This window comes from Cellvibrio fontiphilus (assembly GCF_042646205.1).
Classification (GTDB): domain Bacteria; phylum Pseudomonadota; class Gammaproteobacteria; order Pseudomonadales; family Cellvibrionaceae; genus Cellvibrio; species Cellvibrio fontiphilus_A.
On record NZ_JBHRTF010000002.1, the window covers coordinates 622,057 to 638,560 of the forward strand.

A 16,504-nucleotide genomic window follows, 5' to 3' on the forward strand; every position below is an offset into this window, starting at 1 on the left:
CCGGCGCACTCCACTAAAAAGAGGCACAGCCTCGTTTTCTCCGGCAATTGGTTCCTTCCGTCAAACCCGGCAGTGGCAGGTTTAAACACCCGTTGCGCCTTGGGTTATTTCCCTTATTGGTTTTAAAACAGCCTTGCGCTGTGGCTGGTGCTGCTTTGGCGGCCAGACCTATATAAAGATGATTGTTCAGGCAGTGTTATTTCATCGCGGTTGATACCAGAGGCTCTCGCCAGCGCTCTGGCGTTGGTATTGGGCGGCGTTTTCGTCGCTGTGACCACAATAACAACAACTGTGAGAAGATCATGAAAATCCATTTGCTATCCGCTGTATTGCTCAGTGCACTGCTTGCTGCCTGTGGTGGCGATAACAAAAACGGCAGTTCGCCTGCCAGCTCCAGCCCCAGTGGCAATCAACCTTCCAGTGCAGCGGCGCAGACCAGCAGTCAGGCGCCGGCCAGTTCAGCGCAGGCTACCAGCAGCATCGCCAGCCCGGTGGTGGGTGTCTTGGTGGATGCCTTTGTCGCCGGTATTGGCTATCGCACCCAAACCCAAAGCGGCGTGACCAATGAACGCGGCGAGTTCAATTATTTGCCCGGCGAGACAGTGACCTTTTTTATCGGCGCGCTGGAGTTCCCACCGGTGCCGGCCAAACAAATCGTGACGCCGCTGGATATGGGCCAGACCACCAATCTGGAAGTGGCGATGGTGGTTAATATCGCCCGCCTGCTGCAGTCTTTGGATAGCGACAGCGATCCCACCAATGGCATCAGTATTGATGCAGCGGCAGCCCAAGCGGCGACCGCCGTGGATTTCAACCTGAGCATTGAAGCATTTGCCGCATCCACGGCGGTGGTTAACCTGGTGGCCAACAGTGGCTCCAATACCAAGGCATTGGTGGCGATAGAGGATGCCATCACCCACCTGCGCGAAACCCTGACTAACGTCGGGGTGCCGGTGGATGGCAGCTCCAGTTCGGCCAGTTCAGTGGTTGTAATACCCACCAGTTCCGCGCCTGCTTCAAGTGCGCCGGCCAGTTCAGTGCCCGCCTCAAGTGTGCCGGCGTCCAGCTCGGCGGCGAGTTCAGTGGTTGTTGTACCGGCCAGCTCCGCGCCTGCTTCAAGTGCGCCGGCCAGTTCGGTGCCCGCCTCAAGTGTGCCGGCGTCCAGCTCGGCGGCGAGTTCAGTGGTTGTTGTACCGGTCAGTTCCGCGCCCGCTTCAAGTGCGCCGGCCAGCTCCGTACCCGCTTCCAGTGTGGCCAGCTCCCCGGAGCCAAGTTCTGCTGCCAGTTCTTCCAGTGTGATTGCCGCACCCTCGGCGTTTGATTCCGCCGATGGCTGGGCCTCGGTGGGTGTTAACAATCTGGGCTATCCCGGCACCAATGGCGGTGTGACAGCGGATCAGGCGCACACCTACACAGTGACCAATCGCAACGAACTCTTGGCCGCGCTCTACACCAATCTCACCATCAACGACGACGGTAGTTTTAGCGGCACGGTTGATACCACACCCAAAATTATTTATGTGGATGGCACCATCAACATGAATATGAACAAGGCCCTGGTGGAGAATACCGAGGCGGATTATGTCTGCCCGATTGATGGCAACAGCATCAAGGTTGCCTATGACTTCAACGATTATGTGGCCTTCTATGACCCCAACGGCGCCTGGGGCACAGCGCCGGTCAGCGGCGATTTGGAAGCGGCGCGCGCCTGTGCAGCCAACAAACAAAAAGCGGTTATCCAGATCAAAGTGGGTTCCAACACCACCATTATCGGGCTGGGCGATAACGCCAAAATTGTGCGCGGCCATATTCGCCTCAGCTCGCCCTACGACAACATCATCATCCGCAATGTGCACTTTGAAGACGCCTTCGATATGTTCCCGCAGTGGGACCCCACCGACAGCGGCGGGCGCTGGAACTCGGCTTACGACAACATCAGCATCGACGGTGCCACCCATGTGTGGATAGACCACTGTACCTTTAACGATGGCACCAACCTGGACAAGTTGCACCCGCCGGTATTTGCCGCGCCCTACAACCTGCCGGAGATGAAAGTCCAGCATCACGATGGCGCGATTGATATCACCAAAAACGCCAACTACGTGACCCTGTCGCACAACTATGTACACGACCACGACAAAACCCACTTGGTGGGCAGTTCGGACTCGATTGCGGTGGATAACGGCCCGCAGTTCCTCAAACTCACCATGCATCACAACCTGTTCAAGGATGTGACCCAGCGCCTGCCGCGTGTGCGTATGGGCATGGTGCATGTGTACAACAACGTTTACGACGGCCAGCTCAAACCCATCGATAGCGACCGCAACTACGCCTTCTCGGTCGGTTTGGCCACCGGTCAATTCGGCAAGATCTACGCCGAAAACAACGTGTTTAATATCGAAGCGTCTACCGATCAGGTAGAGGCAACGGTACACAACCTCTACAGCGTCAGTTTCAAGCAGGATTCAGGCACCATCGCCGCCTGTACCAATGCCGGTTATAGCGCCGCGGATTGTTCCACCCTGTTTTACGCCAGCGGAACCCTGCTCAATGGCCAGCCGGTGGATGTGATGACCGCGGCGGTGAACTACGCGGCCGGGCTGGCAACGCCCTTGACGCTCAATTCGGCCGCGAGCTACTGGACGCCCGAGAGCTACTACAGCTACACCCTGGAAAACGCCGATGGTCTGGCCAATACCATCATTGCCGCCGCCGGTGCAGGCAAGTGCAGCGATTGCCTGAATACCGACAAGCCAGTGCAAATCCCGGCCTCCAGCAGCGCCGCTTCCAGCAGTTCAGCGCCCGCCAGTGCCAGCAGCTCTTCAGCGGCCTCCTCCGAGGCACCTATCGCCATGAACTGTGGTGCCGATGTGTATTTCTGCGATGACTTCTCCGCCGAAACCGCCGCCTACTGGAACCTGCTGCCGGTCGCCGGCCCGGTGGGTAGCTTCGATTTGTTCACCCAAAACAGCAACCAGATGCTGCGCTACACCGCCGGCAGCGCCGGTGGGGTATTGGCGCTGGTCAAACCCGCTGCCTTTACCGGCGTCACCAGCGGCGATTATTACGTGGAGGCGCGCATTCGCCCGCGCAACAACAGCACCACCGGCAACAAGCAGTTGTATGTGATCGCGCGTGCGCAGGATGCCAACAACTGGTACGGCGCCGGCTTTAACGTACAGGCCACCAGCACCAGCACCCGTGTCGCCATAGGCAAAATGGTGGGCGGGGTCTTTACCGACAACATTTTTACCCGCTACAACACTCCGATTGAACAGGGCACCGCCGGTGGCAGCGATGGCACCTGGTATACCCTGCGCATTGAATTCAAAGGCAGTGCGATTGTGGTCTACCTCAACGGTGCGCCGGTGATTAGCGGCACCGATACCAGCTTCAGCGCGGCCGGTTTGATTGGCCTTTACACCACCAACAAGTCGTTTGAAATCGACGACATCAAAGTGGGCAATGCCGATGTCAAACCGGTGCAGTTCACGGTAGCGCCCAGCACTACCACCTACGTGGCTGAAGCAGGCGATCTGCCTACGGCGCTGACTGTCACGGCCAAAAACAGTGCCGGAGAAACGGATACCTTCACCGCCGAGTCGAGTGATACCGGGGTAGTGCAGGTGAGTATTGCGGGCAATCAGGTGAGCCTTACCCCGGTGGGCGGCGGCAGTGCCAGTATCACCCTGACCAGCGGCTCCGATCCGAGCAAAACCCATGTGATCAATGCCACCATTGCGCCGGAGTTTGTACAGCCCAGCCAGACCTACGACCTGAGTGGCCGTGTCGATCCGGCGGTGAATGAGGCCAGCGCCCATGTGGATACCCGCCTGTCGATCACCTTTGATGCGCCGCCCACCCTGGGTAGCAGCGGGCGGATTCGCATTTACAAAACCAGCGACGACTCGGTGGTGGACACCATCACCCTGAGCGATAACACCGACACCCTGGGCTTTAGCGGGCAGGGCAGCTACCGCATAGTCAAAACCAGCCCACTCAGTATTAGCGGCAATACCCTGACCATCGCCCCGGACAACAGCAAGCTGGCCTACAACACCAGCTATTACGTGGCGATTGCCGAAGGAGTGGTGACTGGTGCAACCCTTAATGGCAGCGAGTTTGTCGGTTTGGGCAAAGCGGCCGGTTGGAGTTTCACTACCAAAACTGCCGCGCCGGCGACCGGTGATGTCACGGTGGACGACAACGGCCCGGCGGATTTCCGCACAGTGCAGGGCGCTATTAACCACGTAGTGCAGACAGTCGCCAGAGATACCCCCGCGACCATCAGCATCAAGAATGGCGACTATCGCGAGCTGCTGTTCCTGCGCGGCAAAAACAATCTGACCCTGCAGGGCGAAAGCCGCGCAGGGGTAGTGATTCACTACACCAATAACGAGGGCATCAACTCCGGCACCGGCGCCAGCCAAGCGGCGGGCAGCCCGGCGGGTGGGCGCAGTGTATTCCTGGTGGAGACATCAGACCTGCTCAAGCTGGATCAACTGACCTTGAAAAATGACACCCTGATTGGCTCCGGTGGTCAGGCCGAGGTGATCTACTTCAACAACGACAGTGGCCGTTTGCTAGCGACTAACGCCAACTTTATCTCCGAACAGGACACCATTCAGGTCAAGGGTTATAGCTGGTTCTACCGCAGCCTGATCGCCGGCAACGTGGATTTCATCTGGGGCAACAACCGCGTAGCGCTGTTTGAAGAGAGTGAGATCCGCTCGTTGGGTGATTCGCGCGGCAATGGCAGCGGCGGTTATATCCTGCAGGCGCGCACGGTAACCGCGGCGGACAAGGGCTTTGTGTTCCTCAACTCCAGCCTCACCCGCGGCCCCGGCCCGCTCAACCATGAAATTGCCGACAACCAAACCTGGCTGGCGCGCTCCGGCGGCAGTGTGAGTTACTTCGACAACATAGTCTTTATCAACACCAAAATGGATGCCCATATCCGCACCGCCGGCTGGAACACCAGCCCGCTGCCCAACCCGGTAATCGCCACTGCCACCAGCGGCTGGCGCGAGTTTGCCAGCATGAACCTGGCGGGCGATACACTCGATGTCAGCGGTCGGGTCGCCGATAGCAGCTACCAGTTATCTCTGGGTGAAGTGGCCAGCAGCTACTGCAATCGCGCGCAGATTTTTGCCGCCTACAACAACGGCGCCGGTTGGAACCCACTGCCGGGCGATACCACCGACTGTGTGAATTTTGGCACTGCCTCCAGTGCTGCCAGTTCATCCAGCAGCGAGCCCTCCAGCTCGGCGGCAAGCGACAGCTCAAGCAGTGAAGCATCCAGCAGCGCAGAAAGCGCCAGCAGTGAGGCATCCACTAGTGCAGAAAGCAGCAGTGAAGCCAGTGCTTCCAGCAGCTCGGCCCATGTGCCCACAACTACCACTTGGACTCCGACTCTGGCGGAATTCAGCGGCATGCTGGGCACCCTTGCCAGCGGCAACTATCCGTTTAATGCCAACCCGGCGCCTTTTACCGTGAGTGGTTTGAATTTCTACTCACCCACTTCAGGCTCGCTGCGTTTGCACGAAGCCAGCGGCCCGGTGTATGCCATCAACTATAACGGCACCTCGTTCAAGAGCGATGTGGTCATGGTGGAGGGCACCAGCGGCCAGGTGGATCCTAAAATCCTCAACGGCACCGGCGGTGTAACCCGCTATGTCTCAATTCCGGTTGCGCCCAGCGCCTTGCCCATCACAGTGAAAATCACCTACTCCAACGCCTCGGGTAGTTGTGTGAACGGCCAGATTGCGTTGGTAGACCAAAATACCAAGGCCTGGAAAGTGGCATCGGCCTGCGGCACTAGCAATTCCGTTATGGAAGTGACGCTGAGCGATGAGACAGTGACCGAGTTGTTTATTCTGATGAACCGCAATGGCGACGCCGGCGGTGGCATTCGTATTTGGCAGCTGGAGGTGACTCGATAAACACTAGTGCAGCAACGACCGGTAAATGCCGGTCGTTGTTTTTAATCTTGTGCACCGCGCAAGTGATCCAGCCAGAAGGACATTCAAAAAATAATTTCAATCGGACAATGTTATTCAATCAATACCCCACGATGTTCATCATTTTAATAACAGGGGTAACACATGAAACAGCCATTTTTTAACATCATAGGTTTGGCGTTTAGCCTATTGTTTTGTATCGCAAGTCCAGCCAAGGCTGGCTTGATCACCACCGAATTTTCCGAAGTGGTAAATAACCAAGGCACAGTTGATATTTATTTTTCACGCGACAGTGGTGAAACCATCCAAGGTTTTTCACTGTATTTTTCTGAAACAGTGTTTGCCGATCTGAATATTATTTCCAGCCCATTAGATTGGGACAGAATTGTGCTGCAACCGGATGCACTACTCGGCGCCGGTTTGTTCGATAGTTTTAATCCGAATGGATTAAGTTCCGGTGTTGCGCGCATTGCTTTTACCTATCTCTCCCAATTGCCATTGCCGGCATTAAATTATGATTTTTATGATGCCGACTTTGCGGTAATTGAATCGGGCACAGCGACTAATGTGATTCGCTCTGTACCTGAATCCGCCAGTTTGATGTTGTTATTTATGGGCTTAATTGCCTTGGGCCTGCGCGCTCGCCAGCAGCAGGAGGCAGTATGAAACAGTTAATTAACAACGGCGTATTAAAAACACTTTCCGCACTGTGCATGCTGGCATGTGCAGGCAACAGCCTGGCGCTGGATTTAAATGTGGTAGCGTTAAATAAATTAAGTGAAACCCGCATCGACCGCACCACTTACGATTACGTGTTTTCCGTCACCGTTAAAAATGGCGAGCAGGCAATTACTAACGCCGCGCAAACCTTAACCGCGAGCGGTGCTGGCACCACGATTCTGGATGGCAATGTTGTTATTGGCGATCTTGCCAGCGGTGAACAAATCACGCCGACGGATACCATTAAAATTCGCCACAATCGCGCTACTGCATTTAATCCCTCGGCATTGGTGTGGTCGGCGAGTGGCACAGCAGTTGTTCCGGTAAATCGCGTGCTGTTTAACGAAACTTTTGATGTCGATAAAGTTACTTTATTCAGTGCAGCCTATAAATCCATTTCAACGGATGCCTCGGCACCCTTATTTTTTGTCACCGGTGGCAACAGCGGAATTACCGTCGCCAATAATCAATTAACCCTGGCAGCGGCGCGTTTTACCATTGGCCATAAACCACCGCGCGCAAACACCACATCGGGCGATACCAGTGCTAATGGCGATTTTGATTTAAGTAAACCCTATCGTATTTCATTTCGTGTGGTTGCTGCTTCCGGCTCCGGCGCAGTGCAAGTGATGGTGGATAACAACACCACCAGCGCAGGCAATTCATTGCACGGTAGCGCCTCGCGCATTTTTAATGTGAGTGCAAATAGTTTGGTGGCGGGGCAAGTTATTGAATTGCAGCCAACAATCGGCACGGCCAATTCTTTTATTTCACTGCGCACCGAAAGTTCTGCGTCAGTCACTATCGATGATTTGGTCATTGAATATCTGGATGATGTTGTAGCTGGTTCGTCTTCATCAGTTGCATCGTCAGTCGTACCATCTTCTGTCGCTGCATCATCAATTGCGCCTTCATCTGTAGCGCCGTCTTCTGTTGCACCTTCATCGATACCAGCATCAAGTAGTTCATCCAGTGCAATCAGTTCTTCGGCGGCGAATCAAACTTCCAGCAGTCTTGCCTCTTATAACGGCGCATTGCGCCCGGCAAAAATGGAAGGCTTTGCGGCGCACGCCGGTGTGACCGGTGGCGCAGGTGGTGCACTAGTCACAGTGACAACTGGCACTGAATTAAATGCCGCACTTTGCAGCCGCGCGACCATGAGTACACCGATTACCATTTTGGTAAACGGTACTATCAGCCACGCCAATACCACGGCGCAGGGTTGTAACACCCAGGCCGATGTCATCGAAATAAAACAGATGAGCAATGTGTCGATTATTGGTGTGGGCACCAACGCGCTGTTTGAAGAAATCGGCATTCATGTACGCGATGCTTCCAATATCATTTTGCAAAACTTGCATATCCGCAATGTGAAAAAAAGTGGTTCACCGGTTTCTAACGGCGGTGATGCGATTGGTATGGAAACCAATGTGAACCGTGTGTGGATCGACCACAATTGGCTGGAAGCTTCCGGCGGTGAAAAAGACGGTTATGATTCGCTGCTGGATATGAAAGCCGGTGTCACCAACGTGACGGTTTCCTACAATTTATTTAACGATTCCAGCCGCGCCGGTTTGATCGGTTCCAGCGACAGCGACAATAAAAATACCAACATCACTTTTCATCACAATTGGTATAAAAATATTGAACAGCGCACGCCGCTGATTCGCCATGCACTGGTGCATATGTATAACAACTACTGGTCCAATGACCGTATGGATTATATGTTCCATGCAATTAACTCGCGCATGAACGCCCAGGCATTGGTGGAGAGCAATTATTTTTACAACGTGAATAATCCGCTGATTGCGTCGGACGATTCCTCGGTGCCCGGTTGCTGGCAAACCAATAATGACAACACAGTGCTGCCGGAAATTTATTACAGCCGCACCGTGGGTAACGGTGCATTGGTGATTCCGCAAGTGGTGGATGGCCAGTTGCAATCCACCTGCGCCGTCACTGTGCCTTACGTTGTAGAAATGGATGCAGCGAACCATGTCCCTGCGATTGTGATGGCGAACGTAGGCGTAGGTAAAATTTCTGGCGGCGGTGTTGTAGTGACCAGTTCAGCGGCCAGTTCCAGTGTTGCATCTTCCGCAGCGCTCTCAAGTACGGGGCTCTCAAGTACGGCACCATCAAGTACAGCACCATCTAGTGTGGCTGCATCAAGCATTGCACCATCCAGTGTTGCAGCAAGTAGTGAAGCCGCGAGTTCAGAAGCAAGCAGCACATCAATAAGCAGTGAAGCAAGTTCATCGGTTGCACCGGTTGTGAGTGCATTGATTAACGAAGGTTTTGCGGTCGATAAAAACACGCTGTTTAGTGCGGCCTATCAATCCATTTCTATCGATGCTTCCGCGCCGCTGTATTTTATTACTGGTGGCGGCAGTGCAATTACCATCGCTAATAATCAACTCACCCTCGCGGGTGCGCGTTTTACTATCGGCAACCGTCCACCGCGTGCATCCACTACGGCGAGTGATACTAATGCCAATGGCGATTTTGATTTAACGCGCCCTTATCGCATTAGCTTCACGGTGATTGCTGCGTCTGGCTCCGGAAAAATGCAGGTGTATGTGGATAACAACACCACCAGCCAAGGCAATTCCATTCACGGTGCGAATTCAAAAGTGTATGAAGTGGTGGCGAATAGTTTGACTGCAGGCCAGCAAGTCACCATCACTCCGGCCGTGGGTACGGGCAATTCATTTATTGCGCTGCGCACCGAAAGTTCAGCAAGTGTGACGATTGATAATTTAGTGCTGGAATATACCGATGGTGCAGGTGTTTCTTCTTCTGTCGCTTCATCTGTATCTTCAGCTATTCCTTCATCAAGTGCGGCGAGTGTAGTTGCAAGTGCGTCAAGCCTTGCAGTTTCTTCAACACCATCAAGTGCAATTGCATCGAGCATCAGCAGCGCATCGTCCAGTGCGCCTTATATTCCTGACAATATAAACCTGAGTGCAGATTGTATTAGCATCGCCACTAACCCCAACGTAAATTGGCGCGATACTTCCTTGCAAACCGATCAGGAAATTGTGGAGTGTTTGTCGCAGTCGCTCGGTAAAGCGGTGGGTTACGGTGAAAATGCCAAAGGCGGTTTTGATCCCAACGGCAACAGCAAACTCACCATCATCACCAAAAATTCGAGCGTGACGGTTGAGCAGCAATTAATAAATGCACTGACAGACAACGCGCACAACTGGATTGTGTTCGATAAAGTGGAATTTGCGCAGCCCAGTGAAATTGGAATGTACCGCCAGTATTGCAGCAACGCCACGGTGCAATCCCTGTTGGATGCGAGCGAAGTAGAATGTATTGATTACCATGCATGGTGTGCACGCAAGGGTTTCAATGATTTGGCAAGCTGCCGCACCGAATTTTTCAACAAGGCGATGAACAAAAGCAGTATTCCAATCCGCATTCCGGCGATTGGTTCTAACAAAACCCTCGATGGTCGCGGCACTGAAGCCTATTTTATTTTCAGCGGTTTTGCGATTGGAAAAGATGCCGATGGTGTGCCCACACAAACATCGCAAAATGTGATTCTCACCCATTTGAAATTCCAGGGCGCAGGCCACACGGAAGATCATTACGTTGATCCGGATATGATTCGCTCCACCGGCGCATCGCAGGATATTTGGATTCACAAAAATACCTTTGATACCACCGGCGATTCAGCATTCGATGTCAAAATCGGTGCAAATCACATCACCATGTCGTTCAACCGTTTAGTGAATGTGAAGCGCGCGGTACTGCATGGCTCCAGCGACAGCCGCACCATCAACGCCAACATCACCACCACTATGCACCACAACGCCTTTGTGACAACTGACGATAGCTACATGCTGCTCGGCAATACCCTGCGCCGCGTGCCGTTACTGCGCCGCGGTAAAACGCACATGTTCAATAATGTCTTTGTGAATTATCGCAAAGAGATTTTGAGTTTGCGCGTGGGTGCCAGCGCCTTCCTGGAAGACAACGCTTTTGTGGTGAATTCCAGCTTGCAAGAAAAGAGTTCGGTGGAGGCATCGCTGAGTGAAATTGCCAACAACTATTTCAAAGACATCAGCGGCGGTTTCTTCCGCAACGACCGCAACTTCCTCTGGTTTGGCAGCGGCAGTTGTGTGGTGAATGAAGCCACCAAAACCCCACTCACCGCCAGCAACGGCACAGTGGCGGATTTGTCGCAAAACTATAACGCGGCTTCACTCAATGCCATCAATGGCTGGCGCTTTGCCGCCGGTCAGGACTTGGTGGACTACGTGACCCTCACCGCCGGTAAACACGGCGATGCCCCGTTTAACTCGCCGTTGTCGCCAGACAGAACTTACATGGAGGCGCTAATACCCGTCGCTTGCCAGTAATTCCAGCGGCTATAAAAACCCCTGGCCATTGTGATGGCTATGGCCGGGGGTTTGGGTGCTTATGACAAATGGCGCATAAATTGGCCTTTTTCTATCGTTGATATAGTAATTCAGTATTTGTCTGTAAATATTTGTATGATATAAATCGAGTTGTCTATAGGGATTTTGTGGTTTGTCGATGCGTTTGGCCAAAACCATCCGCTGCAAATCAGTTGAATAAGTGAATAAGAAACAATCATAGACAGGGCCCAGGCCCATTTTTAAGCAGGTGAAGTATGTCCACACTCAGCATCCGGCAGCAGCTTATGCTCTGTGCTGTGTTAATTGCCGCACACGCAGTGATGTTTGTTTTAGCTCCCGCCTAGTTTTCGTTTTATCGCAAATTTTTACCACAAAGCCACAGCCAATCGGCTGTGGCTTTTGTGTTTTCAGGCTGGCCATAGCGCCTCTATCAAGCCGTGTCAGCAAGTGTGAAAAAACGCTTAGTGTCTGGTATCTGCTCTGCAAAATGGGTATAAGGTGCTTATGTGCCTGTCATTTTTTTCACAAGCTCACCCCCTTACCCTCACACCCGGACTATTGGTGTTGGGCCTCTACCACTCTTGGTTGCGCCGCTGGAGTTTGTTGCGTCGCCGCCATCCGTTTTTCACCGACCCGCCTGGCCTTCATATCCTTGAGTAATTTGTACGTATAGTCAGTTAACGGCTGGCTGTTGTTGTGCATGTTTCCACCTCTTTCGGGGATCTGAAATGGAATTGTTACTGATTATCCTGCTGCCACTGCTGGGTGCCTGCCTGCCGCCTGTGGCTGAACGTTTTGGGCGCAATGTCTGTGCGCTTGCCGCTGCGTTTGGGCCGCTGCTCGCGCTGGCGTTGCTGCTGTCTTACCTGCCGGCGCTGTTTGAGCAACAGGTGTTTTTCTTCCATCAACCCTGGCTGCCACAGTTGGGTCTGGATTTAAGCCTGCGGCTGGATGGCCTGGGCATGATGTTTGCGCTGCTGATCCTGGGCATTGGCCTGCTGGTGATTATCTACGCGCGCTATTACCTCTCTAACCAGGATTCCCTCGGTCGCCTCTACGCACTGCTGCAGCTATTTATGATGGCGATGCTGGGCATAGTGCTGTCCGACAACATCCTGTTATTGATTGTGTTTTGGGAGCTGACCAGCCTCAGTTCGTTTTTGCTGATTGGCTACTGGTCGCACAAAAGCGAGGCGCGTAAAGGGGCGCGTATGGCGCTGGCGATTACCGGGGCAGGGGGGCTGACCCTGCTTGCGGGTGCACTGTTGCTTGGCCAGATTACTGGCTCTTACAGTTTGCAAGTGATTACTAACTCAGCCGATTTGATTCAGGCGCACCCGCTTTACCCCATCGCCCTGATCCTGATTTTGATTGGCGCCTTTACCAAATCCGCGCAGTTTCCTTTTCACTTTTGGCTGCCCCACGCCATGGCGGCGCCCACGCCGGTATCGGCCTATTTGCATTCGGCGACTATGGTGAAGGCCGGTGTGTTTTTGCTGGCGCGGCTCTACCCGGCGCTGTCCGGTTCGGATTTGTGGTTTTATCTGGTCACTTTTACCGGTTTGGCGACGCTGGTGTTTGGCGCCTACAACGCCCTGTTTAAACATGACCTCAAAGGGCTGCTGGCCTATTCCACTATCAGCCACCTCGGCCTGATCACTATGTTGCTCGGCTTTAGCAGTGAACTGGCGGCGGTGGCGGCGCTGTTCCACATAGTCAATCACGCGACCTTTAAAGCCTCGCTGTTTATGGCGGCGGGCATCATCGACCACGAAACTGGCACCCGCGATATGCGCCGCATCAACGGTATGTGGCAGTACATGCCGATCACCGCGACTGTGGCCATGGTGTCGGCTTCGGCCATGGCCGGGGTGCCGCTGCTCAATGGCTTCCTGAGCAAGGAGATGTTTTTTACCGAGACCCTGCAGGTGGAGCTGATGTGGGGCTTTGATTGGTTGATCCCGCTGCTGGCGACGCTGGCGGGAATTTTTGCGGTGGCCTATTCCTACCGGTTTATCCACGATGTGTTTTTTAACGGCCAGCCCATCGACCTGCCCAAGTTCCCGCCCCACGAGCCGCCGCGCTACATGATTCTGCCCATGGCACTTTTGGGTGTGCTCTGCCTGTTGGTGGGCATAGTGCCCAACTACACCGTTGCGCCCTTTTTGGATGCCGCCAGCTACGCGGTGTTGGGCGGTGGTATTCCGCAGTATCACATTGCCATTTGGCACGGTATTAACCTGCCGCTGGCGATGAGTGTGGCGGCGCTGTTGGGTGGCCTGCTGCTTTACTACCAGCGCAAAGGGCTGTTTGCCTTTTATGAACGCAAATATCGGGTGGATGAAAAAGAGGAATTTGAAAAACGTATCCAGGGGGTAGTGCGTTTTGCCCAGCGCGTTACCGATGCCATTGAAAACGGTTCGCTGCAGCGCTCGGCGGCGCTGTTTATCGCCACTGCACTGCTGCTGGCCACGGTGGAGTTTTGGCCGCTTGGCCAACTTCTGGGCAATGTCGCCCTGACGCCGCTGGACTGGGTGAGTCTACTGCTGGCCGCAGTGCTGATGATTGCTGCGCTGGTGACTGTGTTTATCCACCACAACCGGGTGGCGGCGCTGTTGGTGCTGGGTGTGGTGGGCTTGATTTTGTCCCTCGCTTTTGTGCGTTTTTCCGCGCCGGATCTGGCACTGACACAAATCTCGGTGGAGGTAGTGACCATTATCCTGCTGATGCTGGCGCTCTACTTTTTGCCGCAAATCACCCCCCATGATTCCGACCGCAGCCGGGTAGTGCGCGATGTTCTGCTCGCCGGTGGCGCCGGTTTGGGCGTGGGCTTGTTGTGTCTGGCGATACTCACGCGCCCCTACGATACCAGCCTCGCCGACTTCTTCCTCGCTAACAGCGTCAGCGGTGGCGGTGGCACCAATGTGGTGAATGTGATTCTGGTGGACTTCCGCGGTTTTGATACGCTCGGTGAAATCACCGTGCTGGCGATTGCCGGCCTGGGCGTGTACCTGATGCTGGACGGCCTGCGTCTGCCATTGCCGGGTATGGATGGCGAGGGCCGTCGCTGGGCGCGCGATCCTTACCCACCCATACTCACGGTGCTGTCGCGCATCCTGTTGCCGCTGGCGCTGATGGTCTCGGTGTACATCTTCCTACGCGGCCACAACCAGCCGGGCGGCGGGTTTATCGCCGGGTTGATCACCAGCATCGCGCTGATTCTGCAATACGTGTGCAGTGGCTCGGCCTGGGTACAACAGCGTTTGCCGGTGGATTATGGCCGGGTAGCGGTGTTTGGGGTGTTGATTGCCACCCTCACCGGCATCGGCAGTTGGCTGTTTGGCTACCCCTTCCTCACCACCAGTTTCACCTACGTGGACTGGCCGCTGGTGGGCAAATTTGAACTGGCGACAGCGATGATTTTTGACACCGGCGTCTATGTCACCGTGGTGGGGGCGACCCTGCTAATGCTCGCGCAGCTGGGCAATTTGGCGCAAACCACCTACACCGATACTCATCAGGAGGCTAAATAATGGAAGCACTGATTGCATTGGTCATTGGCGTACTGGTGAGCTGCGGTGTCTACCTGCTGCTGCGCGCCCGTACCTTCCCGGTCATTCTCGGCCTCACCCTGCTGTCCTACGGGGTCAACCTGTTTATTTTTGTGATGGGGCGGCTGCGCACCGGTGCACCGGCGGTTGTCAGTAAAAGCGACAGCCTCAGTTCAACCCTCAGTTACGCCGACCCGCTGCCCCAGGCACTGGTGCTCACCGCCATAGTGATAGGTTTTGCGATGACCGCCTTCCTGTTGGTACTGGCCCTGCGCGCCCGCGCCGAATTGGGTAACGACCATGTGGATGGCACCGCCGGCCTGGGTGAAAAACCGGTCAAACCGGTGCGCCCACTAGAGGAGGACGAGGTGTGAGTCATTTGCTGATTGCCCCCCTGTTGCTGCCGCTGTGCAGCGCGATACTGCTGATTTTCCTCTCCGGCCGCTCGCTGCTATTGATCCGCAGTGTCAGCCTGATCTCTGCCGCACTGCTGGTCGCTGTATCGATTGCGCTGTTGCGAATCGCCAACGACGGCCAGATCCACCTTTACGCCCTGGGCAATTGGCTGCCGCCGTTTGGCATCCTGTTGGTGTTGGATCGCCTAAGTGCACTTATGTTAGTGCTCACCTCGGTGCTGGCGCTGTTCAGCCTCAGCTATGCCGCGCGCGGTAGCGATGGCCCCGGCGACAAGCTGCACGCCATGGTGCAGTTCCTGTTGCTGGGTGTAAACGGCGCCTTCCTGACTGGCGATTTGTTTAACCTGTTTGTGTTTTTTGAGGTGTTGCTGATTGCCTCCTACGCGCTGCTGCTGCACGGGCGCGGTGCCGAGCGCGCACGCGCCGGCTTGCACTACGTGGTGATCAACCTCGCCGGGTCGGCGCTATTTCTGATTGCGGTGTCGGCCCTCTACGGCTTGACCGGCAACCTGAATATGGCGGCACTGGCAGCCGCTATCGCCCAGCTCGACCCCGCCGATGCTCCTATCGCCGCTACCGCCGGTGTACTTTTGCTGGTGGTGTTTGGCCTTAAGGCTGCCATAGCGCCACTCTACTTTTGGCTGCCGCGCGCCTATGCCTCGGCCAGTGCGCCGGTGGCCGCGTTGTTTGCGATCATGACCAAAGTGGGTGTTTACACCATAGTGCGCACTTACACCCTGATTTTTGGCGACAGTGCCGGCGCAGTTGCCAACCTGGCGCTGCCCTGGCTCTGGCCGCTGGCGCTGATTACCCTGGCGCTGGGTTTATTGGGGGCGCTGGCCGCGCGCGAGTTGCGGGTGCAAATCGCCTATTTGGTGGTGGTGTCGGTGGGTACGCTGCTGGCCGGTGTTGCGCTCAATACCCAGGCGGCGCTGGCGGCGAGTTTTTACTATCTGGTTCACTCCACCCTGATTTGCGGTGCGCTGTTTTTACTCGCTGACCTGATTCGCCGCCAGCGCGGTGAGCTGGGTGATCGCATTGCCAAAGGCCCGCGTCTGGCGCAATCGGCGCTGTTGGGTGCGCTGTTTTTTATCGCCGCGGTGAGTGTGATTGGCCTGCCGCCGCTGAGTGGTTTTATCGGCAAATTACTGCTGCTGAGCGCTGCTGTTGATCAACCCAACGCGGTCTGGCTGTGGGTGTTGTTGCTGGCCGGCAGCCTTGCCACCCTCATGGCGCTGAGCCGCAGTGGTTCGACTTTTTTCTGGCGCACCAGCGAGGCCTTGCCCCAGGTTGCGCCAGCAGGTAAAGGCGAACTGCTGGCGATAATCGGGCTGCTCGCCTGCGTAGTGGCAATCACCTTGGGGGCTTCAGTCCTGCTGGATTACACCCAGGCGCTGGCGCAACAGTTACTCGCACCCGAGGCCTATATCCAATCCATGCAAGCCTTCACTGCTGTTGAGGGGAGTTAA

Annotated in this window: 8 protein-coding genes; 6 read left to right on the forward strand and 2 right to left on the reverse strand. The window is 55.1% G+C overall.

Features of this window, described 5'->3' with window-relative positions:
* Positions 1-122 precede the first annotated feature (122 nt).
* Positions 123-314: a hypothetical protein gene (locus ACFODX_RS04555; protein ID WP_378116504.1), complete on the reverse strand. Its 192-nt coding sequence runs from the start codon at positions 312-314 to the stop codon at positions 123-125.
* Here ACFODX_RS04555 and ACFODX_RS04560 point away from each other — a divergent pair.
* The 3 genes from ACFODX_RS04560 to ACFODX_RS04570 all read left to right on the forward strand — a co-directional run bounded on the left by ACFODX_RS04560 (position 303) and on the right by ACFODX_RS04570 (position 11,047).
* Complete coding sequence (locus tag ACFODX_RS04560; RefSeq protein WP_378116506.1) at positions 303-5,942, forward strand: pectinesterase family protein; 5,640 nt, start codon at positions 303-305, stop codon at positions 5,940-5,942. The genes ACFODX_RS04555 and ACFODX_RS04560 overlap by 12 nt on opposite strands.
* A 162-nt stretch (positions 5,943-6,104) precedes the next feature.
* Complete coding sequence (locus tag ACFODX_RS04565) at positions 6,105-6,626, forward strand: PEP-CTERM sorting domain-containing protein (RefSeq protein WP_378116508.1); 522 nt, start codon at positions 6,105-6,107, stop codon at positions 6,624-6,626.
* Positions 6,623-11,047, forward strand: a complete 4,425-nt coding sequence (locus ACFODX_RS04570) for a pectate lyase family protein (protein WP_378116510.1) — start codon at positions 6,623-6,625, stop codon at positions 11,045-11,047. Before ACFODX_RS04565 ends, ACFODX_RS04570 begins: the two co-directional genes overlap by 4 nt.
* 576 nt (positions 11,048-11,623) lie before the next feature.
* Here ACFODX_RS04570 and ACFODX_RS04575 read toward each other — a convergent pair.
* On the reverse strand, positions 11,624-11,770 hold the full coding sequence (locus ACFODX_RS04575; protein WP_378116512.1) for a hypothetical protein: 147 nt from the start codon (positions 11,768-11,770) through the stop codon (positions 11,624-11,626).
* Between the two features lie 26 nt (positions 11,771-11,796).
* On the opposite strand from ACFODX_RS04575, the gene ACFODX_RS04580 reads away from it, so the two are divergent.
* Genes ACFODX_RS04580 through ACFODX_RS04590 form a run of 3 tightly spaced genes read left to right on the forward strand, consistent with a single transcriptional unit; the run spans position 11,797 to position 16,504 of the window.
* Complete coding sequence (locus ACFODX_RS04580) at positions 11,797-14,601, forward strand: monovalent cation/H+ antiporter subunit A (RefSeq protein ID WP_378116515.1); 2,805 nt, start codon at positions 11,797-11,799, stop codon at positions 14,599-14,601.
* Entirely contained in the window at positions 14,601-14,993 is a 393-nt protein-coding gene (locus tag ACFODX_RS04585; RefSeq protein ID WP_378116516.1) for a Na+/H+ antiporter subunit C, read from the forward strand. The genes ACFODX_RS04580 and ACFODX_RS04585 overlap by 1 nt, the downstream gene beginning before the upstream one ends.
* A complete protein-coding gene (locus ACFODX_RS04590) occupies positions 14,990-16,504 on the forward strand; it encodes a monovalent cation/H+ antiporter subunit D (protein ID WP_378116518.1) in 1,515 nt (504 codons plus the stop codon). Before ACFODX_RS04585 ends, ACFODX_RS04590 begins: the two co-directional genes overlap by 4 nt.

Bases quoted from the DNA above. Each gene is read 5' to 3' on its own strand.
- ACFODX_RS04570 (WP_378116510.1), top strand. From the start codon at position 6,623: ATGAAACAGTTAATTAACAACGGCGTATTAAAAACACTTTCCGCACTG.
- ACFODX_RS04585 (WP_378116516.1), top strand. From the start codon at position 14,601: ATGGAAGCACTGATTGCATTGGTCATTGGCGTACTGGTGAGCTGCGGT.
- ACFODX_RS04580 (WP_378116515.1), top strand. From the start codon at position 11,797: ATGGAATTGTTACTGATTATCCTGCTGCCACTGCTGGGTGCCTGCCTG.
- ACFODX_RS04575 (WP_378116512.1), bottom strand. From the start codon at position 11,770: ATGCACAACAACAGCCAGCCGTTAACTGACTATACGTACAAATTACTC.
- ACFODX_RS04555 (WP_378116504.1), bottom strand. From the start codon at position 314: ATGGATTTTCATGATCTTCTCACAGTTGTTGTTATTGTGGTCACAGCG.
- ACFODX_RS04565 (WP_378116508.1), top strand. From the start codon at position 6,105: ATGAAACAGCCATTTTTTAACATCATAGGTTTGGCGTTTAGCCTATTG.
- ACFODX_RS04560 (WP_378116506.1), top strand. From the start codon at position 303: ATGAAAATCCATTTGCTATCCGCTGTATTGCTCAGTGCACTGCTTGCT.